The following is a 25,950-nucleotide window of genomic DNA, read 5'->3' as shown; positions in this document are numbered from 1 at the left end:
CCTTTTAACCAAATTAATTTTTAAAACTATGAATAGGCGCTGGTATTCTACCACCTCTTGCTATAAAGGCATCACATTTATAGTTATTAACTGGCATAATAGGTGCATAACCTAAAAGACCACCAAACTCTACTTGTTCGCCTACACCCTTCCCAATAACTGGAATAATTCTAACAGCTGTCGTTTTAGCATTAATCATACCAATAGCCATCTCATCAGCTAAAATTCCCGAAATAGTAGCTGCACTTGTAGCTCCTGGAATAGCAACCATATCAAGCCCCACTGAGCACACACAAGTCATAGCTTCTAGTTTTTCGAGTGTAAGAGCACCTCTTTCAGCTGCTTTAATCATAGCGTGATCTTCACTTACAGGAATGAAAGCACCACTTAATCCACCTACATAAGATGAAGCCATAACGCCACCTTTTTTTACGCAATCATTTAAAATCGCAAGGGCAGCTGTTGTTCCTGGTGCCCCAGCACTTTCGAGCCCCATTTCTTCAAAAATCTCAGCAATACTATCTCCTACCGCTGGAGTTGGTGCTAAAGATAAGTCGATAATTCCAAAAGGTATATCTAATATGCTAGACGCCTCTTTGGCTACCATTTGCCCTGCTCTTGTAATCTTGAAAGCTGTACGTTTAATAGTTTCACATAAAGTTTCGAAATCAGCACCTCTTGCAGTCTCTAGTGCTTTTTTTACAACACCCGGGCCACTAACACCCACATTAATAACGGTATCTCTTTCACCTACACCATGAAAAGCACCTGCCATAAATGGATTATCTTCTGGTGCATTACAGAAGACAACTAGTTTAGCACAACCAATGCTACCACGGTCTGCTGTACGCTCTGCGGTTAATTTAATAATTTCACCCATACGTTTAACAGCATCCATATTAATACCTGTACGTGTTGTTCCTACATTCACAGATGAACATACATTCTGTGTTACCGCGAGTGCTTCTGGAATAGACTCTATAAGCACATTATCTGCATTTGAGCATCCTTTATGCACAAGAGCCGAAAAACCCCCAATAAAGTTAACACCTACGGTTTGTGCCGCACGGTCTAAGGCTTTAGCAATAGGTACATATGAATTAGCTTTAGTAGCTCCACCTACTAAAGCAATAGGTGTAACTGAAATACGTTTATTAACAATAGGAATGCCATACTTCTTAGAGATTATTTCTCCTGTTTCTACTAAATGCTCAGCTTTGCTTGTGATTTTTTCGTAGATATTATCACATAGTTTATTCATATCATCTGATATACAATCCATCAAATTAATACCCATGGTAATGGTACGAATATCTAAATTATCTTCTTGAATCATTTTATTGGTTTCTTGCACTTCATATCTTGAAATCATGGTTTTTATTCCTTTCTTTTTGAAAACACCTTCTCACATCATTTCCCCTGAATGTTTTAAATACGGTGCATATTGTCAAAAATATCTTGATGCTGAAGACGAATGTCTACGCCAATCTCCTGTCCTAATGCAACAAGTGCATCTACCACTTTCTCAAAATCTTTTTCTATTGCCGTAATATCTACAATCATCATCATATTAAAGTAATCTTGAACGATAGTCTGTGAAATGTCTAAAATATTAATATTTTCACCACTTAAAAAAGTACACACCTTTGCAATAATCCCTACTTTATCTTTTCCTACTACTGTAATAATCCCTTTCATTTTCCTATCCTCCTGTTATTTCTTCCAAAAAATTTTAAGTACATCCCCATCTTGTAAAACATCTGTTAAAGCACCAGGTTGACCATTTCTCTCTAACTGAACTGTTCCTTGAGGTTTACTTAAATCAAAATCTATAAAATCAAATATACTCGCAAAAATGTAATCGGACTCTTTTTTAGGCAAAGCAACAGTCTTATCATTTGCAATAATATACAGATTTTCACTCATTACTTTCTCTGACACCCTACTACTTTGATGAGATTCTTCTATTATTGGTGTCTCTTTTTCTTCAGGTATCCTTCTTTCTGTTACCGATGCTGCATTTTGTTCCTGCATCCCCTTCACTTTTGTATCAATAAGCAAAGCATCTCCATCTTTTAGGACATAATCTAAATTAACTGGTTCAAAATCAACTGTAATTAGTTTATTTTTAGGATCTATTGACATAGCTTCTAAAAGTTCTGCTACTGTTTGAATCGATTGTACTTCAATTAAGTCATTTGACATAATCTCATAATTCCCAGAAACAATATGACCTCCAACCTTTACTAAAGGCAAAGTCATATTTTTTCCTTCTATACTTATTTTCTTTTCTATTTTACAGAAGTCTGCCAAATTTGCTTTACCAGGTGTCCCATTTACACCAAATTCTACCTGAATTGTATCTCCGTCTTGAATATGGTCATGAATGGTTGCAGTTTCACCATTTAATAAAATAGAAGCTGGTATACCATTCTCCCCTTTAATGCGCCTTCTTTCACCGTTTAATTTGAACATTAATGTCTCACCTTTTTTAGGGAATATGGCTGTATGTTCTATTCCCATAGCTACAATAGCATCTAATACGGTTAGCTTCTTGGCATTTAAAAGCTGTACTTTTTGACCATTTAGATTAACGAATGTAAATTGACTATATTTATTTTGTATCGTCGTCATACAAATGCCTAGTGGTGTAATCATTTCAGGACTATCAATCATGCCAATTTCATCTTTTATATGAACCAAGTGTGTCGTACTACGAACGGCCACTCTTTGTTCTGCTAACTTTAAATGCTGAGCTAGACGAGTAGTAAAACCAAACATCTGGCTGCCTCCTCCTACACAGAACACAGCATTAGGTGGATTATTACCGTTGAGTTCCACAATCTTAGTTGCAATTTGTAAGGTAAGTGTATCAATTACTGGTGCCATTACCTTTTTTAGTTCTTTAGTCGTTATTTTTTGAGTAAGTCCTAAGATATCTGTAAAAGTAATACTCTCTTCATTTAAGGCTTGTATTTTGATACGTTCTGCCGTTTGAAAATCAACTAAGTATTTATGTATAATCGCTTCTGTTACTTCATCACCAGCAGTAGGAATCATTCCATAAGCTACAACACTTCCTTCTTTTGTAATGGCAATATCAGAAGTGCCTGCCCCTATATCTACAAGAGCAAGATTAAGTAATCTAATTTGTTCTGGAATAACTGCATTAATAGCTGCAATAGGTTCTAAGGTCAAATGGCTAACTGCGAGTTCAGCTCTCTCGGTTACCGCATATAGGCTATCAATCACTTGTTTAGGTAAAAAAGTAGCTATCAGCTTTGCACCAATACTATGACCTTTATGTCCTTCTAAATTAGTCATCACATAATCATCTAGAAAATATTGTATAACCGAATACGCAACACAGAAATAATCTGCATCTGTATTTTCACTTTGTTGCATTGCCTTCGCTTTTTCTACACCTTCTAGTTCCAAATGATGAATATGATTTAAGTTAAATTCTTGGACATCTTCATAATTTTGAGCTACATTTACAATTTGTGTACTTAAAGCACGACCAGCTGCTGCTATAGCTACTTCTTTAAGTTCTAATTTCAAGCGTTTTTCTAAAGCTGTTTTAACTTCATAAACCACCTTAGATACCTTTTGAATATCATGAATTTGCCCATCCATCATAGCTCGTTCTTCATGAGCCATGCATTCATAGTCTACCAAGACAAATTCATTACCTTCCTTATAACCTACCACACCTATAACGGTACGGGTGCCAATATCTAAACCAAAGCAAAGTGTATCTCTTATATAGTCCTTCACGCGTACATCACCTATCCCTGTAATAGTTGTTTTATTCTTAAAGCATATTGTTCCCTATCTATCATTAAAATATGGCAATGGGTAGCAATTTCAAAACCTGCAATATGACCTATTCTCATCATTAATTTAATATGAAAGTGGTATTGCCACTCCCCTCTTAAATCACCACTCATCATACAAATATTAAAAGCACCCTCTGGCAAAAGGATATCATAAACCATTAGTAATTGTTTGAGTAAGTTTCCTAATTCTACTACTTCCTTTTGTACTAACTCTCCAAAGTGTTGCCTATGACTTTTAGGTACTAACCAAATTTCGTAATTAAACTCAGGGTTTGGTGGTATAATAAGCCTCCACAATGAAGTTTCTTTTATAAGAATTGCCTCTTTTAAATGATTTCTTTCACATAAAAAGCATGGGCTTTCTTTTTGTTTTTGATATTTTTCATACTGTGAAATCATGCCATAAGGAATCTTAGTCATAGCTACTAATTGCCAGTGGGAATGATAAATACTGGCTCCTGCTAGAGAGCCATGATTTTTAAAAATTTGTATAAAAACTATTTTTTCATTCTTGCTTAGTTGTTGCCATCTTTTTTGCATCGTTAAAAGTAATACCTGCCAATGCTCTGGAGAAAAATCTTTAGGATGCTCCCAATGATTAGCTGTATCAATAATGACATCATGTAAGCCTGCATAATCACCTTGAATGGGTATAACAGGATATTTATTTGCTAAAATGCGTACAAGAAGCTTTTCTCCTTCCCATACTTCATCATAAATCACTTCTAACTCCTTTTCATTTTCCTTGCAAAATGGACAAGCTTCATTCTGCTTTCCCACCATAGGGCGGTTTATTCTTGACGGAGCAACAATGCTATCATTAAAAAAATAGTTGCGATATTTACTCATAGGCCATCGCCTTTCTTTTTACCATTTTACACTATAGTTATTTAAATTTAAAGTAATAATATGCATAAAATCAAAAGAACAAGGCATCCCTTGTTCTTTTGATTTTATTTTCTAGTCCATTTTTCTACATTAGCAAAAATATTTAATGGTGTAGGTTTAATATCACCTTGAATTTCATTATGGGTAATTAAAACAGATTTTTTAAAATACAAACTAATATAAGGTGTCTGTTTTACAAAATATTGTTGTAATTTTTGATAAGCATCTATTGCTGCTTCAGGTGTTGCTAAAAAAGCCTGTTGCAATAGCTCATCCATTTGTGGATCTTTATAACTTGTATAGTTTTCCCCATTTAAAATACTAGATGAATGAAGAGCAAAACTTAAATCTGTTGCATAACCTAACTGATAACCTCCTAAAAAAGCATCAAATTGCTTTGTCTGAATACGTTCTAAATAAGTGGTTTCATTTACGGCTTCTACCTTAAGATCGATACCTATTTCTTTATAAATAGTTTGTATTTGTTTAGCAACTTTCATGCGATCTCGATTTTCTTCATTAACAAGTAAGGTGAAACTAAGTGGCGCACCATTTTTACTCAAAAATCCAGTATTTCCATCTTTCTCATAGCCTTCTTGAGTAAGTAAAAGCTTAGCTTTTTCTTTATCATAACTTTTTATTTCCAATGTTCTATCATATAAATAGGAAATAGGACTAATAGGTGTATCTGTTACAACCGCATGGTCAAGATAAAAAAGATGAACCATTTCCTGTCTGTTAATGCCATAAAGTAATGCTTCCCTAATAGCTGCATTTTGAAATAACACTTTGTTGTGATTAACTCCCATGAACTCATAAACAGGAGATATCATCTCATATGCCGTGGAAGCTTCATCATTGATATATTTACCCCATTCCGTTTCCTTAGTATAGATTACATCAATTAACCCCTGCTTAAAAGCATATAACATACTTTGTTGATCTGGAATAAAGTTGATTTGTACTTCCTCAATTTGTGGTTTTCCTTTAAAATAACCTGGATTTGCTTTGAGCATAATAGACTTAGCTGGCGTGGTACTTTCATACATATAAGGACCGGAACCTACTGGTGTAATATTTAATGTATCTTCACCTGATACGTTATAAATATGTTCAGGTATAACAGGGAAAAATAAGGTTTGTAACACGCCACTATAACTCCCTTTATAGACGAGTTTGAAAGTCGTATCATCCAATTTCACCATTTCTTGCAAGTTAGCTACTGTATCTTTATAAGGACTATCAGGAATAGATTTTATTTGATTCAATGTATATAGTACGTCATCCGTTGTAAGAGACATACCATCATGCCACTTTATATCTTTCTTTAGGGTAATGGTTATAGCTGTATTACTTTCATTAACCACCCAGGATTCCGCTAAATTACTGCTAATTGTTCCGTTTTCTTCAATATTAATAAGTGGACTAAATATAAGGTATAAGGCTTGTTCTACTGTTTCTTGTGTATTATAAAGAGGATGTAAGGTAACTGGTGTATCCATAGCAATCACCATGCGGTTATCAGGTGTTTTAGGAGCTGTTGTTTGCTCTACTTCTACTTCATTAGGCTCCTGTTTGCCTTCCGCTAGTTCTCCTCGTCCACAACCAACTAACGAAAACGCTAATAAAGTCATAACACCTATTATTTTATGCCACTTTTTCATCCTATTTCCTCCTCCTCAAGTGCAATTAAAATTTGCTGAATTTGCATTTTAGTAGCTTCTAAAGAAATACTGTTATCGATGATATAATCAGCTACCCTTTCTATTTCTTCCCACTCTTTTTGTGCTTTAAGCCTGCGAATCATTTGTGTTTCATCAATGCCATCCCGCATCATAACACGTTTGGTTCTCTCCGATACTTCTGCATAAACAGCAATCACTACATCCGTCAATTGAATCAAACCGCTTTCGATTAAAAGAGCAGCTTCTAAAACAATATGTTGACTAGGTGCTATTTGCTGATAACTCACTATACGCTCCTTAATAATCTCTGTAATAAGTGGATGTGTAATGGCATTAAGCTTTTCTAAACGCTCTGGATTTCCAAATACCATTTTACCTAAACGCTCTCTTACAATTTCTCCACTTTCATCTAAAATAGACTCACCAAAAGCTTTTATTACTGGCCCATACCCCTTTTGGCCTTTTCGTAAAATTTCATGACCAATTAAATCTGCTGATATACTATGAATAGGTTTTATTTCATTCATCAGTGCTACCACTGTTGATTTTCCCGCACCTATTCCCCCTACTATTCCAATCACTTTCATTTCTAATCTCCTATTTTACTGCTAACCAATTGGCCCCCTGATGTACATCTACTACAAGTGGCACGCTTAAATCAGCTGCATGTTCCATCTCTTCTTTTAAAAGTTTTTTAACAATTTCAACTTCATCTTTATGGGCATCAATTAAAAGTTCATCATGAACTGTTAAAATAAGTTTTGACTTAAGACTGTGTTCTTTAAGTTTTTGATGTACACGAATCATAGCAATCTTAATAATATCAGCCGAGGTTCCTTGAATAGGTGTGTTCATAGCAACACGCTTCCCAAACTCCCTCATATTATAATTGCTTGCTAATATCTCTGGAATCTCTCTTTTTCGATGATATAAGGTTTCTACATAACCATTTTGCATAGCGAAATCAATAATCTCATCTAAATAGGCTTTAATACAAGGATATTTTTCAAAATAGCCATCGATATATTTTTGAGCTTCTTTTTGGCTAATTTTAAGATCCTCTGACAATGCAAAGGCACTAATACCATATACAATACCAAAATTAACAGCTTTTGCATTACTACGCTGCATACTTGTCACGTCTTCAAAAGGCACATGAAAAACTTGCGAAGCTGTTAGTGCATGAATATCAATATTTTCTTTAAAAGCTTTGATAAGCGTTGGATCTCCCGACATATGGGCAAGTACTCTTAGCTCGATTTGAGAATAATCTCCATCTAAAAAAATATGGTTTTCTGAGCTAGGTACAAATAGCTGACGAATTTTCTTACCCATTTCAAATTTAACAGGGATATTTTGTAAATTAGGTTCTGTGCTACTTAAGCGTCCTGTAGCTGTAATAGTCTGATTAAAGGTAGAATGAATCTTATTTTGTTCAGTTAGTACATTTAACAGCCCATCTACATACGTGGATTTTAATTTAGCATACTGACGGTATTCTAGAATCTGTGCCACAATAGGATAGTCATTTTTTAAAGCTTCTAGCACCTCTGCTGCTGTAGAATAGCCTGTTTTCGTTTTTTTAGCACATGGAATACCTAGTTTTTCAAATAAAATAACACCTAATTGTTTAGGTGAATTTATATTAAAACTTTCACCAGCTGCTTCATAGATAGAAGTTGTCAAAGTATCTAATAACCCCTGTAGTTCTTCTCCATAACTTCTGAGCCCTTCTGGATCCACTTTAATTCCCTCAACCTCCATATCAAAAAGAACATCAATAAGTGGCATTTCTATATCATAAAATAATCTAGTCATGTTTTGTTCTTGAAGTGCTTCTTTCATAGCTTCTGTTACACTTAAAGCTAACTGCGACCTCTTTCCTAAATTATTTATACGTTCCTCATCTTCTAGCTGTAACCATGTTTTTTGGCTTTTTCCTTTCCCTAATAGGTTTTCTAAACTCATTAAGCTTTGTTTATTAATGAAAAGTTCTTCTAGTTCTGCTAGATCATAGCTCTTATTAGTTGGATGTAATAAATACGCTGCAATGAAAGTATCAAAGCAAACACCATTTAATCCCAATCCTACTTTTAAAAGTTCATGTTTGAAATTTTTACTATCATGAACGATTTTTTGATAAGTCGCACTTTCTAGAAACTCTATCAAAACAGCTTTAGCTTCTGTATCTGTTAAGTCCCACTCACTATACCCTACTCGCTCTCCTATAGCAACACCCAAACCTAATGTATTATCTTCTACAAAATAAGCTATCCCGACCATTTGGTCCTTGCTTTCCTGTAAAAACTTTTCAAAATCTGTTGTCTTCCACTGCTCTACTTTAACTTCTTCTGCTTCTGCTATAGCTTCATTTTCCATCTTGGGTAGTTTTGTTAAAAGGGACTTAAGCTCTAAATCTCTAAATAGTGCTGTTGCTTCACTATCTAGAGCTAAATCAAACTCAAAATCGCTCCATTTATAAACTAAGGGAACATCACAAATAATAGTAGCCAACATTTTACTGTCCCTAGCATCCTGCGCATAAGTCATTAAATTTTCCTTAAGTTTCTTTTGTGTAATTTGATCCACCTGATCTAGAAGATTCTCAATACTACCGTATTCCTTAATAAGTTTAATAGCTGTTTTTTCACCAATACCTGGTACTCCTTTAATATTATCAGAAGCATCTCCCATAAGCCCTTTAACATCCACAAAAGCTATTGGTGACACACCATAGGTTTCTACAACGTCTTTGGCAAAAAAGCTTTCGATTTCTGTTCCTGTCTTTTTTGTACGAGGTATCTTAATCTCAATCATATCCGATGTAATTTGGAATAAATCTCGATCTCCAGACACAACAGTTACTTGCATCCCTGCTTTTTCTCCAGCTTTAGCCAAGGTCCCTAAAACATCATCTGCTTCAAAACCTTCTTTTTCAATAATGTGAATATGCATTGCTTTGAGTACCTTTTTAAGCAACGGAATCTGTACCCTAAGCTCTTCTGGCATACCTTTTCGATTCCCTTTATAATCTGCTGAAAATTCATGTCTAAAGGTTGGTACACTTAAATCAAAGGTAATACCTAAGTAATCAGGTTTTTCTTTTTCCATAATACTTAACATCATATTTAAAAAACCATATATCGCATTGGTATATTGACCGCTTTTATTCGTTAATAAAGGCACCCCATAAAAGGCACGGTTGGCAATACTATGCCCATCAAATAATAATAATTTCTGTTTCATATAGCACCTCATTCATTTATTTAAAAGTAGTATAACATATTTTCCCTCATCTCGTTATGTTAAACCATAAGTTATTCATTTTCTCTTATAGTATACCCTATGTGCTAATTTTTTACAGTATTTCTTACAAGAATTTAAGCTTTCCTTCACTAAAACTAAAAAATATTTATTATTAATTAAAAAACAGACTTAGTCTGTTAGTTTTCAGATTAAGTCTGTTCTATAATTTTTCTAATCTCTCAATAAAATCAAGCGTTTTAAAAGGCTTATCAACATAATACGGTACATAGTGATTACCTACAGCATCTAACTCTTTTTGTACTTCTTCACTGATTTGAAAATGATAAAGCTGCTTTAAAGAGACGGTTAAGATATATTGCAGGGTATATAATGTACTATAACTTAAAGAAACTACATCCTCATAAGTTCCTTTACACCCTTTGCAAACAAGTCCCCCCGCTTCTGCTGAAAAATAATAATGTGCTTCCGCTTTTTCATCTATTGCCAAACCACAATCTACACAAGCAAAAAGCTGAGGCATAAAACCTAACAAGCCTAGAGCTCTTATTTCAAATACTCGCCTAATCCGTTTGTAGTCTGCCTCTGATTTACTTAAAGCTTGCAAGGTCACTAGTGTGAGCTTCAATAATTCACTTTGTGATAAGCCTGGTTCGGTCACATAATAAATAAATTCCATCATATAACTCGCATAGCTTAAAGCAGATAAATCGTTTCTAATATTATGAAACATCTCTATCAGATCTACTGATACTAAACGATATGTATCTTTATAAGAAGTCAGCATAAAATCTCCATAAACAAATAATTGAGTTGCCGAAGCAAATCCTTTATCTGACTTTTTAGCTTTAGGCGCAATAGCTTGAATGCGTCCTAAATCTTTTGTAAAGAGAGTGATATATTTATCACTCTCTCCCACAATGTATTCTTTAATGACTAATGCTTTTGTTCTTACCATCATGTTACAATCATCCTACCTCATGCGTTTCTTTAGGCAGCCCTTGGGTGCCAATATGACTATGATACTCTCTTTCATATGCTTTGTAATTCATATACGCATCAATATTACCTGTTGTCATAAAATAACTCCAAAATTCTTGTAACATTTTATAACCCCCTATTGGTTGATTTATAGTTAAGTTACGCAATTTTTACGAAGCTATCCTACAAAAAAACTACCAATTCAAAAGGCCTTGACAACTTTACATTAAATCTCTTTTATCATATCCATAGTTTTTAATAAGAAAATCACTATCACGCCAATTCTTTTTCACTTTTACCCAAAGCGTTAAATAAATTTTCGAGCCTAATAGACGTTCCATATCATAACGCGCTTTAGAGCCAATAGCTTTAATCATTTGTCCTTGTTTACCTATAATAATTCGTTTATGGGAATCTCTTTCACAAACAATAGTAGCCTCTATATCTACAATGTCTCCTTCTTCCCTTTTTCTCATGGTTTCAATCTCTATGGCAATACCATGTGGAATTTCCTTATCTAATAGATGAAGGGCTTTTTCTCTAATCATTTCTGCTACAATTTGACGCTCAGGTTGGTCAGTCAGCATATCACTTGGGAAGAACTGTGGTCCTTCTGGTAAATAAGCTGGCATACATTTTAAAATAGCATCTACATTGGTATTTTCATATGCTGAGATTGGAATAATCTCCTTAAAGTCATAGGCCTCACGGTATGTTTCAATGGTTTTAAGAACTGTTTCTCTAGGAACACTGTCAATTTTATTAATACATAGGAAAACAGGTGTTTGAATGCCTTTTAAGCGTTCGATAATCTCTTGATCCGTTTTTCCTATAAATGGCTCTGCTTCTACTAGATAAAAAATAGCATCTACTTCATTTAAGGTAGTCATAGCTGATTTTACCATAAATTCACCTAGCTTATTTTTAGGTGTATGAATACCTGGAGTATCAATAAAAACAGCTTGATAATGCTTAGTTGTTAAAACAGTTTGAATACGGTTACGTGTCGTTTGTGGCTTATTTGACATAATGGCAACTTTCTCGCCAATCAGCTTGTTCATAAGAGTTGATTTTCCTACATTAGGTCTACCAATAATAGAAACAAAGCCTGACTTAAATGGTTCTTTCATTTTTTCCTCCTATGAGTATTGCTACTCTTCTTTTAATAAATCTACTTTTGTAAACGTATAAGGGAACATTTCCGCAAATGGAATAACTTTCATTTCACCTTCTGCATTTTCAAAAATAAAATCTCCCTCACTCATAAACTCAGCAATGACTTGTCTACAAATACCACAAGGATAAGTAAACTCATTGTGACTTCCTACAATGGCAATAGCTGCAATTTCATGTTCGCCTTCTGATACAGCTTTAAAAATAGCTGTCCTCTCAGCACAGTTAGTTGCACCAAATGAAGCATTTTCTATATTGCAGCCTGTGTAAATTTTACCACTTTTCATCAGCACAGCTGCACCTACTTTGAATTTTGAGTAAGGTACATAAGCTTGTTCTTGTGCCTCATGTGCTTTTACTAATAACTCTTTATATTGTTTCATGTTAATCATCCTCTATCTTAATATGGAAAGACATTGTAACACACTTTCCTGCTTTCTGACCATAGTTTTTTCATCTTCTTCTGTCATATGGTCATATCCTAAAAGATGAAACATACTATGAGCTACCAAAAAACAGACTTCTCTCGTCAAAGAGTGCCCATAATTTTTTGCCTGTTCTTTAGCTTTATCCGCACATAAAATAATATCTCCTAGGATCACTTCTTCTGTGTCATAATTGACACAACTAGCAGTATCAAGGGTATCCCAATTAATATGCCCAATATATTCTGGATCTATTTGCGGAAAGGAAAGTACATCCGTTGGACGATCTATCTCCCTATGTTCTTTATTAATTTCATGAATGGCATCTAAGTCAACTACCGTCAAACTTACTTCTACCTCATAAGGAACATCTTCCTCATCCAAGCATTGATTAATAACAGCTTTTACTTGTTCTAATAATTCATATTGTTCTTTAAAAAAATCAACTTCATCTTCTAAATAGAGTGTCACTTTACTTTTCATTCCTTTCTGGATAAGCAATGCGTTGATGATACATACCTGTTAGCATTTTTGTAAAGGAATCTATAATTTTATCGATATCAGATATGTATAATTCACATTCATCTAACTGTCCCTCATCTAATTTTTGCTTCACCATTTTTCTAACCACCGATTCAATGGTTAATTCTTTACCTAATTTATCCTGCATTGATCTTATAGTTGCTTCTACTACATCAGCTAACATAACAAGGGCAGCTTCTTTCGTTTTGGGTTTTGGACCATGATACTGAAAAGCCTTTTCTGACACTTCACTATCACTTTCTTGTTGGGCTTTGATATAAAAATACTGCATAGTGCTTGTCCCATGATGCTGACAAATCATATCTTTAATATACTGAGGCAAATGATATTCCTCTGCTAACTTTAGACCTTCAGTGACATGAGAAAGAATAATGTTGTAACTCTCCTCTGGCGTCATGTAGTCATGAGGATTATTCGCGCCTTGATTTTCTTTAAAATACTTACTACAAGTAAGTTTACCAATATCGTGATAATAGCCTCCTACTCTTGCCATAAGTGGATTAGCATTAATGGTTGCTGCCGCACTCTCAGCTAGGTTAGCAACCAATAAGCTATGATAATAAGTTCCTGTAGCTTCTAATAAGAGACGCTTTAAAATGGGTTGATTAGGATTTGTCATTTCTAAAAGCTGCATCGGTGTTGTAAATCCAAATAAAGATTCAAAAGCAGGAAGAGCACCTACTACTGTCACTACAGAAATCATTCCCATAATAAAAGCAACCAATCCTTGTGAGATAACTGATATATTTAACTCTGAACCAACGAAAAGCTTAAGGCCTAAAAAAGTAAAGCATTGGATAATTCCTACATATAAGCCACTCATGACAGTCTTAGTCCGCTCTTCCATACGCGTTACAATTAAAATGCTAGCAATTCCGGAAATGATAAAATATAAAACAAATAAAATATCACCTTTGAAGATAGTGGTTGAAAAAATAATAATCAATATTTGCACAAAAGCAGCAGCAATAGGTCCCACAGCAAACGCAATAATCATACAAGGTACACTTAAAGGAAGATAGACAAAGGATAGACCCACCATCCCACGCGTTACTAAAATGGCTAAAGTATATAAAATGAGTACTAGGCTTAACTGTCTTTGGTCTTTCACTTTAAGGTTATATCCCGTTTTCATAAATTTAAAACTTAAATAACTCATCAAAAGCATTAAAATCAAAATGCCGCTATATTGCTTATATTTAGTTGTTTTATCTGTATCTAAATAACCTACTTTTTCTAATAGCTGATAGATTTCTTCTGTTACCTTTGAGCCTTTCTCAACAATCTTTTCTTGAGCTAATACATAAACAGGATCTACCTTATCACTTTTTATCTTTTTCTGCTCATTAGTAGCCACTTCATCTTCTACAACATTAGGAGCTAAAACATCATTAATAATGTCCTGTGCAATTTTTTTCATAGTCACACTTAAATCTGTGTTATCTATGGCACTTCGTACCTCGACTGTTTTATTGCTCTCTTCGCTAGAAATGCCTGTTGCAAAAATATCACTTGCAATACTAATACAGGCATCTTTCACATAAGTTAGTTCATCTGTAGACGCGCTGAGTAGGGTTTCATATTGTTCATTATATAGACCAATAGGTGAACGTCCACTTAGGACTTCTACCTCTGTTTTTCCTAAAGTAGTTGCCACATCCGAAGTTTGAATAGCTGTTACAGCCTCAAATAATTTTTCAATATTACCAATGGCTTTTTCTTGTACAGTACTATCTTTTTTATAAACAGGTTCCACTCCTGCAGCTGCTAGGGTACGCAGACGATTAGTGGCCACTTCATTTTCCACTTGAAAAGGTGCATAGACTGTTTCCTTTGCAATCTCCCCAATCTGTAAGGATACTTTCTTCGTAAAGAAATTACCTGAAATAACTGAAAAGAATGTAATGATTAAAGCTAGTGCTAAAAAAATTGCCCATCCATATCTCCTTTTTTTCATCTTTTGTCCCCCTTTGACTCTTACACTTCTCTTTAGCTATTCTTTTTCTACTTTATTTTCAAAGGCATCATAAGCTTCCACTATGCGTTGTACAATCGGATGTCTTACCACATCATTTTTGCTAAGATAAGAAAAACCTATCCCTTCTACGCCCTCTAAAATCTTCATTGCTACCTTTAATCCACTCATTTTTTCGCTAGGTAAATCTACTTGAGTTAAATCACCCGTGACAACTACTTTCGAATTAAATCCTATACGGGTTAAAAACATCTTCATTTGAGGCGAGGTCGTATTTTGTGCTTCATCTAATACAATAAAGGCATTATTAAGTGTACGCCCTCTCATATACGCTAAAGGTGCTACCTCTATTAATCCCTTTTCCATATTTTTTTCGAAATTCTCGGGTCCCATAATTTCAAATAAAGCATCATATAAAGGACGAAGGTAAGGGTCTACCTTGCTTTGCAAATCACCAGGTAAAAATCCCAGCTTTTCACCGGCTTCAATAGCTGGCCTTGTTAAAATAATCTTGCTCACTTCATTTTTACGGAAAGCATTAACTGCCATAGCCATTGCTAAGTAAGTTTTACCGGTTCCTGCCGGTCCAATACCAAATACAACTGTATTCTTTTTAATCTTTTTAATATACTCACTTTGACCTACTGTTTTACATTTAATAGGTTTTCCTAAATGCGTTAAAATAACAGCTTCTTGACTCAGTTCATTTAATTGCTCCTCTTGATACTTATCTAACGAATCTAATATATATTTAACGCGTTGGGCATCAATTTCTTCATTCTTCTTTGCTACTTGAAAAAGTTGATTAAGTACCGTTATAGCTGTATCTACCTGCTTAGGCGTTCCTCCTACTTTAATCTTGTCATTTCTCAAGATAATACTAACACGTAAAGTTTTTTCAATAAGTATAAGGTTTTCATCAAATTGACCAAATACAGCACCTATATCATAAGCTGGTACTTCAAGTTCTTTTTCAATTTTGCTCATAATCTGTTTTCTCCTTTATTTGCTGACTTGCTCCTTGGTCTAAATCCAAGCGATAACCGATATCTTCTTCTGCTATCACATGAAGGGTTCCAGTAATAGCATCTCCAGTTTTCTTAAAAAATGCTTCTCTTTTAAGAATTTGTGCTTCAACTCCTAAACTACCTTCTATTTGCTCCCATAGTTCACAAAGTAACCGGTCTTTAGCATCTTCTTCACTTAAAGTATATATCATAGGCTTATAAGCCACTCTATTTTCGACCTCTATAGCAAAGGGTAGTGGAAACATTTTTGTTATTCTTAATTGGTGCAAGGTAATTTGTTTATCAAAATTACCTTGAGGTGGTTTTGAAGCATAGAGCTGAAAGGCTTTGTTAAAAAGTTTAAGTGTCCACTTTTTACTACTTTCATTAAGATATTGTTTCTTTTCTTGTTGGAACTGAATTGTACCGCTAGCTGTATACGTGGTTTTTCCTTTAATATGTGCTTTAGCAGCTGTATAGTAAAGCGAATCATCTTCTTCTCCTCTAGGCATCTCTCCTGTAACCAAGAGTTCTCCTTTTTTTACTATGTCTCCAGCTTTTATAAGAGGCTTTCCTTTTTCTACTGCTATATATGTAACAAGTGCATCTCTTTTTGCAATAAGCATCTTAGGTTTTTCATTCATCTCACTCATTTCTGGCTTAGGAACACTTTCAGCGACACGTACCATCATCCTAGTACCTTCATAAGTGATGCCTGTCCAAACAATATCAGGGTATTGTTGTAATAAATAGGTTTCTGCCTCTCGTAAATTCATTTTACTTTTCAGCTTGCCTGTTTCATACCCTTTCTTTTCTAAAGATTTAATAATATCTAGACCATTAATACGTTCTGTTCCCTCTACTTCTACTAACCAAACAAAAGAAGACAGTAACCATAACATAGCTATAAAAACAACAATACCTGCCACAAAAAAACGGCGCTTTTTATAACGATGTGCTATAAAAGGAAAACCCTTCTTACCCACTATTTTAGCTCTGCAGTGGGCCTTTTTAAGATCAGGCTTCATGCATTTAAAAGCTTCAATAGGGGTCTTAAAGCAAACCTTATTTTCCTTTTGCACCACATCCCACATAGGAATATGATGATGAAGTGCAAGATTAAGAAATTTTTCTATCATATAGCCACTTACTTCTACTATAACATACCCTTTTAAATAATGCCATAATGATACAAACAAAGTCTTTCACCTCCTTTATATTGCAAAAGCTACTTGTAAAATAGTCCCTTTAATCAGCATACGTTCTGCCGTCATGCTTTTCGCTTCAAGTGCTACACCATCTATAATGAGTAAACCACATCTCGTATTTAATCGTACTTTTTGAGGTGTATATTCTACAAGACTTATAAAGTTCTCTATACTTATTTCCTTATTACCACTTAGTTTAATCACTGGTACATTGCTCATGACCTCTGTTGGAATATCCAATCCTTTGGCTACTTGCTCCCGCAGATTGATTTTTGCTAACTTATTTTTCTTGTTTGGTTTTATCATCGCACTGCCCCCCTATACATTATATGTATGCATAAAATGGGACAAATAGAATGCTTTTAATTATTTACGCAAAAAAATAGGACCCTAGGGCCCTATTTTTTGTGGACTTATCAACTATTTTGCAGCGTTAAATGCATCCATTTGTTTTTGCATTTCAGCTAAGATATCTTGCATACCAGCAGCATTAAATGCTTCAACAGCTTTTGGTAATGCTTCGTCTGGATTTGAAGAACCTACTTGAAGACCAGGTACAAATTCATTCCATACGTTTGTACATTGAGCAATTTGTGTTGTTACAGGAGCTGGATCAAATACAAATCCAAGAGATTGTGTTTTTACACCTGCAGCATTAAATGCTTCAAATTGATCCCATTTATCTGTAGGATCTAACTCTGTTAAGTAGTTAATTAATTGGTTACCAAATGCCCAACCTAGACCTGGATTGTATTTAGCTTGGTTTTCAGTACCTTTAATTTGGTTATCACTAATTTTTGTATAGTGAGTACCTTCGATACCAAAGTTAATTAAGTTGTTAACTACTGGATCTGTGTTGAATAATTCTAAGAACATCATAGCTCTTTCTGGATTTTTAGATGTTGCAGAAATAGCTTGCATTGAACCTGTTGTTTCACGGTTAGAAATAATAGGTGATGTTAATTCAATTTGCATATATGATTGTTGTTGAGAATTTGATTCTTCTTCAGCTTTTGTTGGTTTTAAAGAACGAACAGCACAGAAGATTTTACCAGCTTTTTGGTCTGCATTGTAGTCTGTTACAGATGCAGCATCTTCACGGATGTAACCTTTTTGCATAAAGCTATTCATTAATTTGAAGTGTTCAAGTGTTTCTGGTTGCTCTAATTGGTCAAATACTTTGCTATTATCATCATTGTATACAGCACCTGGTGTTGTATCATTATTAACGATATCAAAGTCTAATATTCTCATTGCAGATTCATTTGGTGTACCTTCTAAAGCATACATATTTGGTTCTTTTTCTTTAATGATTTGGAAAAATGGTTCCATATCAGCAAGTGTTTTAACCCCTGATAAATCCATATTGTATTTTTCAACAATATCTTTACGAACTAAAAGACCCCAAGAGTGAGCTTTTTCTTTGTTAGCAGGAATAGCATAGTTCACGCCATTGATACGAGAACCACTTAAGAAGTCCTCTCCTAAAATTTCTTTTGTTTTTGGAGCGTATTTATCCATTAAATCATTAAGTGGTACAAATGCACCTTTAGCAGATTGTGTATAGTAGTTATTTGACCAGTTTGCTGTAAAGCAAATATCAAATGTTTCACCAGCAGCAATCATTTGTGTGATTCTGTCATTATATGTTCCCCAATCGTAGCATTGAAGTTTAATTGTACAGTTAAGTTTTGTATTCTCAGCAATGTACTTATTAACTTCTGCTTCAACAAGTGCTGTGTCTTCTTGTTGTTGGTTACCTACGAAGTACCATGTAAGTTCAACTGGTGCTAAAGCTTCTTCTGTTGCAGCTGGCGTATCACTAGCTTCTGTTGATGTGCTTGCAGATGGTGATGGTGATGCAGGATCTGTTGATGCTGGTTTATTACAACCAGTTAAAGCCATACTAAGTACACATGCTGTTCCTACAAATACTGTAAGAGTTTTCTTTAATAATTTCATTTAATCTCCTCCTAAAATTGTTTTTAAACTAAATGATATTTATATCAAACCTACTATTCTTTAGTTGCTCCCAAAGTAATACCTTTTTCAAAGTAACGTTGGAAGAATGGATAAGCAAGAACAATAGGTCCAATAGCAACTAGAGCCATAGCCATACGAGCCGTTTCAGATGGTACATTTTTAACAAGTTCTGGATTACCAGCCATCTTCGCTAAATTGGCAATCTTAGATTCGAGTTGGTAAATTAAGTATTGTAAGTTGTATAGTTTTTCACTATCAATGTAAAGCATTGGACCATACCAGTCATTCCAATAAACCAACATGACCATCATAAGCATAGTTGCAATTACTGGTTTTGATAGTGGCAAAACAATTTTAAAGTAAGTCTTAAACTCCCCAGCCCCATCAATTTGAGCTGCTTCAATCAGAGACTTAGAAATACTTGTACGATAATACGTACGAATAATCATAACGTTAAAAGCACTAAATAGGTTCATGAGTACTAAAGCCCCTATTGTATCTTTTAAGTGAAGGATTTTTACATATACCATATAAGTAGGAACAAGTCCACCGGAAAATAACATGGTAATAACCGCAATTAAATTAAATAGTCGACGGTATTTAAAATCATCTCTAGCAAGTGGATATGCATAAAGCGCCATAATAGCTACACCTAAGAGCCCGCCAAATACAGTACAAAAGATGGAAACACCATAAGCATTTAAGATTGCTTTACCATTGGTAAAAATATAGTTAAGTGCTGCCATACTATATTTACTTGGCAGAAGCTTATAGCCTTCTAAAGCAATAGTTGTTTCATCTGTAATGGTAACCATTAAAACAAGTAACATAGGATAAATACATATAATAGATAAGATAATAAAGACGATATGCCAAATTGCATTACTTGTTCTTGTAATCTGAATACTTGAATCTTCATTAACATGTAAATTATTTTTCTTCATCTTTTCCCCCCCTATATAATGCCGGCATTCTTATCATATTTTCTAGCAAGTGCATTAAATGAGAGAACAATGACGAGACCTAGTACAGCCTGGTAAAAACCTGCTGCAGATGCAAGCCCCAAATCACCTGTTTGTCTAAATGCACGGAAAACATAGGTATCAATGGTATTCGTTACATTTTGCAAAGCACCTGTATTCTTTGGTACAGTATAGAAAAGACCCATATCTGTATAGAACATTCTACCTAAACGGATAAGAACTAAGGTAATCATAAGAGGTATCAAACTTGGAATTGTAATATGCCAAATTTGTTGGAAACGAGAAGCGCCATCAACTGCTGCTGCTTCATAAAGTTCTTTATTTATACCAACAATCGTTGCTAGATACATGATGCTATCATATCCAGTCCATTTCCATGTATTAACAATTACTAAAATGTAAGGCCAATACTGTGGTGACTCATACCAGTTCACACGATCTAAGCCCATAGATGTGAGTAATTGGTTAACAACCCCTAACTTACCACTAAGTAAACCAAATACCAAATATTGGATAACTACCCATGATAAGAAATATGGTAAGAAGAATATACTCTGATAAATCTTAGCCCCACGTTTCTGTCTTAACTCATTTAAACCAATTGCAAGCAAGATAGGTAATGTTATACCAATGATGATAAAAATAACATTATAGCCTATCGTGTTTCTTGTCACTTCCCAAGCCTTACTTGTGCCAAATAAGTACTCGAAGTTTTTGAAACCGTTCCAGCCTGATCCAAAAAGTTTAGTATAAGTATCCATCTTTCTAAAAGCAAATACTAAACCAAACATAGGAAGATAATTGTTAAATAGCATAACAATTAATCCAGGTAGCAACATAATGAATAGTGCAATATTCTTTTTAAACTCTTCCAAAACAGTTGAATTTTGTTTTGTTTTTGCTTTATTACTCATTCGCTTCACTCTCCTTACACACATACTATAACTTTTTACTATTTTTATTAATAGAATATGTTGCATTTTTGTATATTTTTGATTAATACAACATTTATAAAATATTACAACAATTATTTGCTAGTTTAATTTTTCTTATCCGCAGTTATTGTGTATATTTTCTTTCTATTTAATTAATTAAAGAAGTAAGTGTGTATTTTTAGCAAAAAAATGACCCCTAAATTTAGGGGTCATTTTTAAGAGGTGTCAAAGTTGACTATCTTTATATTCTGTAGGTGTCATATTCACATATTTCTTAAAAATCTTAGAGAAATAATGGGGATCCTGAATACCTACTAACTCAGCAACTTCATAGGTTTTATACTTATTATCCTTTAGCAATTCTTTAGCTCTATCAATACGTACTTCATTTAAATATTCTACAAAATTCTTACCTAGTTCTTTTTTAAACATACGGCTTAAATAATAAGTGCTCACATAAGTATGTTCAGCTAATTCATTAAGAGTAATCGACATGGTATAATTTTCGCAAATATAGTCCATTGCCTTTTGCAAAATTTGATTAATATTCTTTTTATTATAACGATTAATACGATGCACAACACTCATGGCTACATCTTCTAAAAGGTCTTGTAACTCTTTTACCTGTGTTGCATTATCAATAAGCTTGTACAAACTTGAAATGTCATGGCTTAAATCTTTATCCTGTACTTCTAAGTTTTTAATTGAAATGCGAATCATATTAATCTCATAAATGAGATTCCAATAAAAGGTTTTGATATATTCCGGATCTAGATTGGTTTGTATCACTTTATCATTAATTTTTCCTAATATATGTACTACATCTTCTTCATTTCCGGTTTTAATGGTATTACATAAGACTTTATCAATGCCATCGAAAGCAAGATTATCTTGTCCTTTATAAAATCCAGAAAGGTCACGATATAAAATAATGGAGCTATTTCCCATATAAAAGCGATAAGCTAAGGCATTTTTACACTCCATCATCTTATCATGAAGCTCGTCTACATCCTTTCCTTTGGTACTAATAGCAATGCTTACCGTGAAATCAAAACAACTTTCTACAAGCTGCTGTATACTATGTACTTTTTTATAAACATCTTCTTCTAAAAGTTCTACTGTTTCATGTGTTCCTATTATAAAAGCTATCTGTTTATTATTAAGTACAATTTTTTCCACTTTAAATTCTTCTGCAAACATTTCCTCTACTGTATTGACAATGCCAAACTGGTAAAGCTGTCTTTGATAAGGCTCCTTCTTTTTAGAATCACCATCAATTTCAATCATAATCATTACAAATTCATTGATTTCAATGCCGTATAGTTCAAACCCTTCTTTAATTTCTTCTTCATTAATATTAATTTGAAAAATAATATCGTAAAGAAGTTTCTCCTTTAAAATAGGAATACTTTCTTCAAAACATTTTCTTAGTTTTTTGGCTTCTAACTGATCATCTCGCTGATACTTAAGCTCTATGACAGCACGTTTAACCACTTCACAAATATCTTCAATACTTGAAGGTTTTAAAATATAGTCAAAAGCACCAATTTTAATAGCTTCTTGCATATAACTAAACTCTCTATAACCAGACAAAATGATAAATTTACTGTGGGGAACGATTTGTTTAGCGGATTTAATCATCTCCAAGCCATTAATCTCTGGCATATTAATATCTGCAAAAACTAAGTCTGGCTTGTATGCCTCTATTTTCTCTAACCCTTCAACACCATCACTAGCTTCTCCACAAATTTCACATTGAAACTTCTTCCAGTTAATGATATTAATAAGTCCTTTACGAATGGTTGGTTCATCATCAATAATAAGCACCTTAAACATTATGTTTCCTCCCTTAGTCTCTAATCGGTAAATATAGTTTCATTTTAGTATAAGTTTCATATTCACTTTCTATTTGCAAGCCGTAATCTTTACCAAAGAACAACTTTACCCTTCCGTTGACATTAGCTAACCCAATACTCTTTCGATTATCTCCTAGTATATAATCGTCTCGGTCCTCTTTAAACTTTTGATTTAAGTCCTCAACTTCCTCAGGAAGCATACCTTTTCCGTTATCCATAATTTCTATGTAAATTGTTTCATCTTCTCTACGAATAGTTAACTTAATAGTTCCTTTCTTTCTCATTTTATCTATGCCATGATAAATTGCATTTTCTATAAGTGGTTGCAAAATCAACTTTGGGACCTCTTGTCCCAATAAACTTGTATCAATATCACTTTCATAGCTTAAGCGTTCACCATAGCGATTTTTCATAATCAATAAATAACTGTCAATATACTTTAGTTCTTTACTTAAAGGTACCATAGGACTTCCCTTACCGATACTTGCTTCAATCAGTGCCCCTAGAGAGGTAACCATATCTCTAATTTCTGGTACATTATTGAGCTGAGCCATCCAGTTAATCGATTCTAGTGTATTAAATAAAAAGTGTGGATTAATTTGCGCTTGAAGTGCTTTGAGTTCTGCTTCTCGTCTTGTAAGTTCTTCTTTATAGACACGATTTAATAGATTATCTATCTCTTTAGACATCTTGTTAAAGCACTTACTTAAATAACCCAGCTCATCTTCTCTATCGACAATAACTTCTTGATGAATATTTTCCTCTTCTACCTTTTTAATGCTATGTACTAACCGATTGATTGGACTTAAAATATCCATGGCCATTAAAATACTAAAAATAGAGAGTAATAAAATGGTAAAGGTCATAACAATAATAAACAAAAATCTAAAGTGTCCCATTTCTTCATTAACTAATTGGTTCAAAGATCCCTCCGCAACAATCTTCCACTCTGTCCCTTCGATATTCATAAAAGCCAGTAGACGTTGTTCTTTTTTATCAATTCGATAACCCCAGTTATCTGCTTGATTAGAAATCCACTCATTTTCTTTTTCATTATACCAGTCTTCTTCTGTTCCTATTATCCATTTATTATCCTTAGACAAAATATTGATACTTTGCATAAATTCCGTAGATAAGTCATTATAAACATCCTTGAGCCTTTGCCTATTAATTTGCAAAATAATAAGTCCTCGTTCACTAAAGTCATCACTATCATAAATCATTCGAATAAGATATAAATTGCGTACCTTGTTTTCCTCATCTACCTCTGTATACCAAGTAGGCTTGTGCTGGGCTAGCCTAGCTTTTTCTAACATTGCTTTAAAAGATGCACTACTTTCAATGCTTACACCACCAGCATTTAAGTCATAGCTATATTCATATTCATTTAAAGAAGCTAATGTTATGGACTGGATCTCCTTATTACTTAAACAAATACGCCTAAGTAAATTATAACAATAGTCTCTTAAATCTTCTGTTGCTACTTCTGACTTCTTTTCATCTAAGATAGCATACATCTTGGCATCATATAAAATATCATCTGTAATACTCACTAGATTACTAGAAAAATCATTCATACGTAATTCAATCATTTTCAGCAAATCTGCTGAATAACTCACTGATTTATTTTGAATAATACTTTCTGTATTCTTATAAAACATCATACCCATAAATGCCATAGGGATAATAATCTGTACTGAGAACAGTAAAAGTAATTTCTGTTTAATAGACATCTTTTTGTAAAACCTTTTAATATAATTAAACACACTACTCCCCCTACTTGGCTTATTTCATAGCTGCATATACTTCATCAAAAACCGCTTCAGGTGTCATTGTTCCTTTTAATACATTAGGAAAGCGCTTAATGATGATATTTTCCCATATTCCCCTATTAATAAAGCTATCTACAGGCCCAACTAACTCCTTGGCATTTTCTACTAATTCTTCACCCTTTGTGCTTAATACAGTTGCCGGTGGTGCATAATCTCCCAATTCAATATTGCTTATAAAGCCTGAACCACCTGCAAGAATCCCTACGTTCTCAGGCGATGTAAGTTCCTTTAAAAGCAAGCTGCAACTTTGCCTAAGTTTGGGGTCTTCCCAAGCCTTTTGACTAATATGAAAGATGCCATTACCACATCCATAAATAATAGCTGTTGTATCTGCTTTTCCCCCTGGCATATCAGGAAAAGGAATCACATCCACTGTTGTATCGTCTCCGGACAATGTATTATAGCCTATGAGCCATGAGCCTTGTACAATCATTGCTGCTTCTTTATTAACAAATAATTCATTCCTCTTCTTATCGTCAATATACAACAAACGGTCTGGAAAAGCGCCTGCTTCATAGAGTTGCTTCATATAATACATCCCTTCAATAAAACAAGGTTTGATTTGTCCCTCTTCATCAAATGGATTTTCTATATCTTCTTTTCCACCTAATTTCATTACCATATTTTGATAAATATAACTTCCTTCTGGCGTTTCACTATAAGCAATAGGTATAATCCCTACTTCTTTAAATGCCTTAACAGCATTTAATAGTTCCTCAAAATTAGTTGGCACCTTCACATCGTATTTTTCAAATAAATCTTTATTAATGAAAAGGCCCTCGTAAATAATTTCAATAGGTAAACCATAGATTCGGTCATTAACTGTTACATAATCCCACGTTGCTTCTTTAAATTGATTATACCAAGCTTCATCCGATTTGACTAAATCTGTTAAATCTGCTACTTTATTTTGTTCTACCAACAGATTAAAATCAGAACCTGGCCATAGCCCAAACAAATCAGGTTCATTACCACTAGCAAAATCTGTTTTCAAGATAAACAGAAAATCTTCTCCAGCCATAGAAGAATCTTCAATTTCCAGATAAGGATACTTATCATATAGTTTTTTTAGAATAGATTTTAAACGTTGTGATTTACTATCATAGGCTCCCCAGCTACTAATGAAGCTTATTTTTTCTTTTTGGTTAAAAGCTTCAATTGGTGAAACCGTTACACGTTGCCGATTACTAGATAAATAGACGGCAAATAAAAAAATCAAGCATAATGTAATACTTGTCAAAGCAATAACATATTTCTTCTGCATATTATCTCTATCTGATCCCTAAGATCAGATACCCCCTCTCATTATGACAATACCGAAAAACTATAAATTTTTTTATTTTACCAATAATACATAAATATATTAACATATT

General features: G+C 33.9%; 22 protein-coding genes. All 22 read right to left on the bottom strand.

Going from position 1 to position 25,950, the window contains the following annotated elements; translation table 11 throughout:
- Positions 1-13 precede the first annotated feature (13 nt).
- The 22 genes from EKH84_RS12510 to EKH84_RS12405 all read right to left on the bottom strand — a co-directional run bounded on the left by EKH84_RS12510 (position 14) and on the right by EKH84_RS12405 (position 25,841).
- Positions 14-1,372 carry a PFL family protein gene (locus tag EKH84_RS12510; protein WP_013657077.1) on the bottom strand — a complete coding sequence of 453 codons (1,359 nt, stop codon included), beginning with the start codon at positions 1,370-1,372 and terminating at the stop codon, positions 14-16.
- A gap of 56 nt (positions 1,373-1,428) precedes the next feature.
- Positions 1,429-1,698 (bottom strand): ACT domain-containing protein, encoded by a 270-nt coding sequence (locus tag EKH84_RS12505; protein ID WP_013657076.1) that lies wholly within the window; start codon positions 1,696-1,698, stop codon positions 1,429-1,431.
- A gap of 15 nt (positions 1,699-1,713) precedes the next feature.
- Entirely contained in the window at positions 1,714-3,777 is a 2,064-nt protein-coding gene (locus EKH84_RS12500) for a cell division FtsA domain-containing protein (protein WP_127066567.1), read from the bottom strand.
- Between the two features lie 11 nt (positions 3,778-3,788).
- Positions 3,789-4,688 carry a DUF4931 domain-containing protein gene (locus EKH84_RS12495; RefSeq protein WP_127066566.1) on the bottom strand — a complete coding sequence of 300 codons (900 nt, stop codon included), beginning with the start codon at positions 4,686-4,688 and terminating at the stop codon, positions 3,789-3,791.
- A gap of 104 nt (positions 4,689-4,792) precedes the next feature.
- Positions 4,793-6,391: a peptide ABC transporter substrate-binding protein gene (locus EKH84_RS12490; protein ID WP_127066565.1), complete on the bottom strand. Its 1,599-nt coding sequence runs from the start codon at positions 6,389-6,391 to the stop codon at positions 4,793-4,795.
- Positions 6,388-6,999 (bottom strand): dephospho-CoA kinase, encoded by a 612-nt coding sequence (coaE, locus tag EKH84_RS12485; RefSeq protein ID WP_013657072.1) that lies wholly within the window; start codon positions 6,997-6,999, stop codon positions 6,388-6,390. Before coaE ends, EKH84_RS12490 begins: the two co-directional genes overlap by 4 nt.
- A gap of 10 nt (positions 7,000-7,009) precedes the next feature.
- The gene (polA, locus tag EKH84_RS12480; protein ID WP_127066564.1) at positions 7,010-9,658 is read right to left on the bottom strand and encodes a DNA polymerase I; all 2,649 of its coding nucleotides are present in this window, start codon (positions 9,656-9,658) and stop codon (positions 7,010-7,012) included.
- Positions 9,659-9,878: 220 nt separating this feature from the next.
- Complete coding sequence (recO, locus tag EKH84_RS12475) at positions 9,879-10,637, bottom strand: DNA repair protein RecO (protein WP_127066563.1); 759 nt, start codon at positions 10,635-10,637, stop codon at positions 9,879-9,881.
- 7 nt (positions 10,638-10,644) lie between these two features.
- Positions 10,645-10,782: a YqzL family protein gene (locus EKH84_RS12470; RefSeq protein WP_013657069.1), complete on the bottom strand. Its 138-nt coding sequence runs from the start codon at positions 10,780-10,782 to the stop codon at positions 10,645-10,647.
- Between the two features lie 96 nt (positions 10,783-10,878).
- The gene (era, locus tag EKH84_RS12465) at positions 10,879-11,787 is read right to left on the bottom strand and encodes a GTPase Era (protein WP_013657068.1); all 909 of its coding nucleotides are present in this window, start codon (positions 11,785-11,787) and stop codon (positions 10,879-10,881) included.
- A gap of 21 nt (positions 11,788-11,808) precedes the next feature.
- The gene (locus EKH84_RS12460) at positions 11,809-12,213 is read right to left on the bottom strand and encodes a cytidine deaminase (protein ID WP_013657067.1); all 405 of its coding nucleotides are present in this window, start codon (positions 12,211-12,213) and stop codon (positions 11,809-11,811) included.
- A gap of 12 nt (positions 12,214-12,225) precedes the next feature.
- On the bottom strand, positions 12,226-12,738 hold the full coding sequence (gene ybeY / locus EKH84_RS12455) for an rRNA maturation RNase YbeY (RefSeq protein ID WP_330547543.1): 513 nt from the start codon (positions 12,736-12,738) through the stop codon (positions 12,226-12,228).
- Entirely contained in the window at positions 12,728-14,755 is a 2,028-nt protein-coding gene (locus EKH84_RS12450; RefSeq protein WP_127066561.1) for an HD family phosphohydrolase, read from the bottom strand. The genes ybeY and EKH84_RS12450 overlap by 11 nt, the downstream gene beginning before the upstream one ends.
- Positions 14,756-14,791: 36 nt before the next feature.
- Positions 14,792-15,760, bottom strand: coding sequence for a PhoH family protein (locus EKH84_RS12445; RefSeq protein WP_013657064.1), 969 nt, complete (start codon positions 15,758-15,760; stop codon positions 14,792-14,794).
- Positions 15,747-16,979: a sporulation protein YqfD gene (gene yqfD / locus EKH84_RS12440; protein ID WP_127066560.1), complete on the bottom strand. Its 1,233-nt coding sequence runs from the start codon at positions 16,977-16,979 to the stop codon at positions 15,747-15,749. The genes EKH84_RS12445 and yqfD overlap by 14 nt, the downstream gene beginning before the upstream one ends.
- Positions 16,980-16,994: 15 nt before the next feature.
- Positions 16,995-17,294, bottom strand: coding sequence for a YabP/YqfC family sporulation protein (locus EKH84_RS12435; RefSeq protein WP_127066559.1), 300 nt, complete (start codon positions 17,292-17,294; stop codon positions 16,995-16,997).
- 114 nt (positions 17,295-17,408) lie between these two features.
- A complete protein-coding gene (locus tag EKH84_RS12430) occupies positions 17,409-18,950 on the bottom strand; it encodes an ABC transporter substrate-binding protein (RefSeq protein ID WP_127066558.1) in 1,542 nt (513 codons plus the stop codon).
- Positions 18,951-19,003: 53 nt separating this feature from the next.
- A complete protein-coding gene (locus EKH84_RS12425) occupies positions 19,004-19,915 on the bottom strand; it encodes a carbohydrate ABC transporter permease (RefSeq protein WP_127066557.1) in 912 nt (303 codons plus the stop codon).
- A gap of 11 nt (positions 19,916-19,926) precedes the next feature.
- On the bottom strand, positions 19,927-20,868 hold the full coding sequence (locus tag EKH84_RS12420) for an ABC transporter permease (protein ID WP_127066556.1): 942 nt from the start codon (positions 20,866-20,868) through the stop codon (positions 19,927-19,929).
- Positions 20,869-21,114: 246 nt separating this feature from the next.
- A complete protein-coding gene (locus EKH84_RS12415) occupies positions 21,115-22,725 on the bottom strand; it encodes a response regulator (RefSeq protein ID WP_127066555.1) in 1,611 nt (536 codons plus the stop codon).
- A 13-nt stretch (positions 22,726-22,738) separates the two neighbouring features.
- Entirely contained in the window at positions 22,739-24,511 is a 1,773-nt protein-coding gene (locus EKH84_RS12410) for a cache domain-containing sensor histidine kinase (protein ID WP_127066554.1), read from the bottom strand.
- A gap of 19 nt (positions 24,512-24,530) precedes the next feature.
- On the bottom strand, positions 24,531-25,841 hold the full coding sequence (locus EKH84_RS12405; protein ID WP_127066553.1) for an ABC transporter substrate-binding protein: 1,311 nt from the start codon (positions 25,839-25,841) through the stop codon (positions 24,531-24,533).
- Between the last annotated feature and the right edge of the window lie 109 nt (positions 25,842-25,950).

The organism is Cellulosilyticum sp. WCF-2 (assembly GCF_003990395.1).
GTDB classification, from domain to species: domain Bacteria; phylum Bacillota; class Clostridia; order Lachnospirales; family Cellulosilyticaceae; genus Cellulosilyticum; species Cellulosilyticum lentocellum.
Note: the sequence above shows the minus strand (reverse complement) of the source record. Positions and strands in the feature narration are given on the sequence as shown.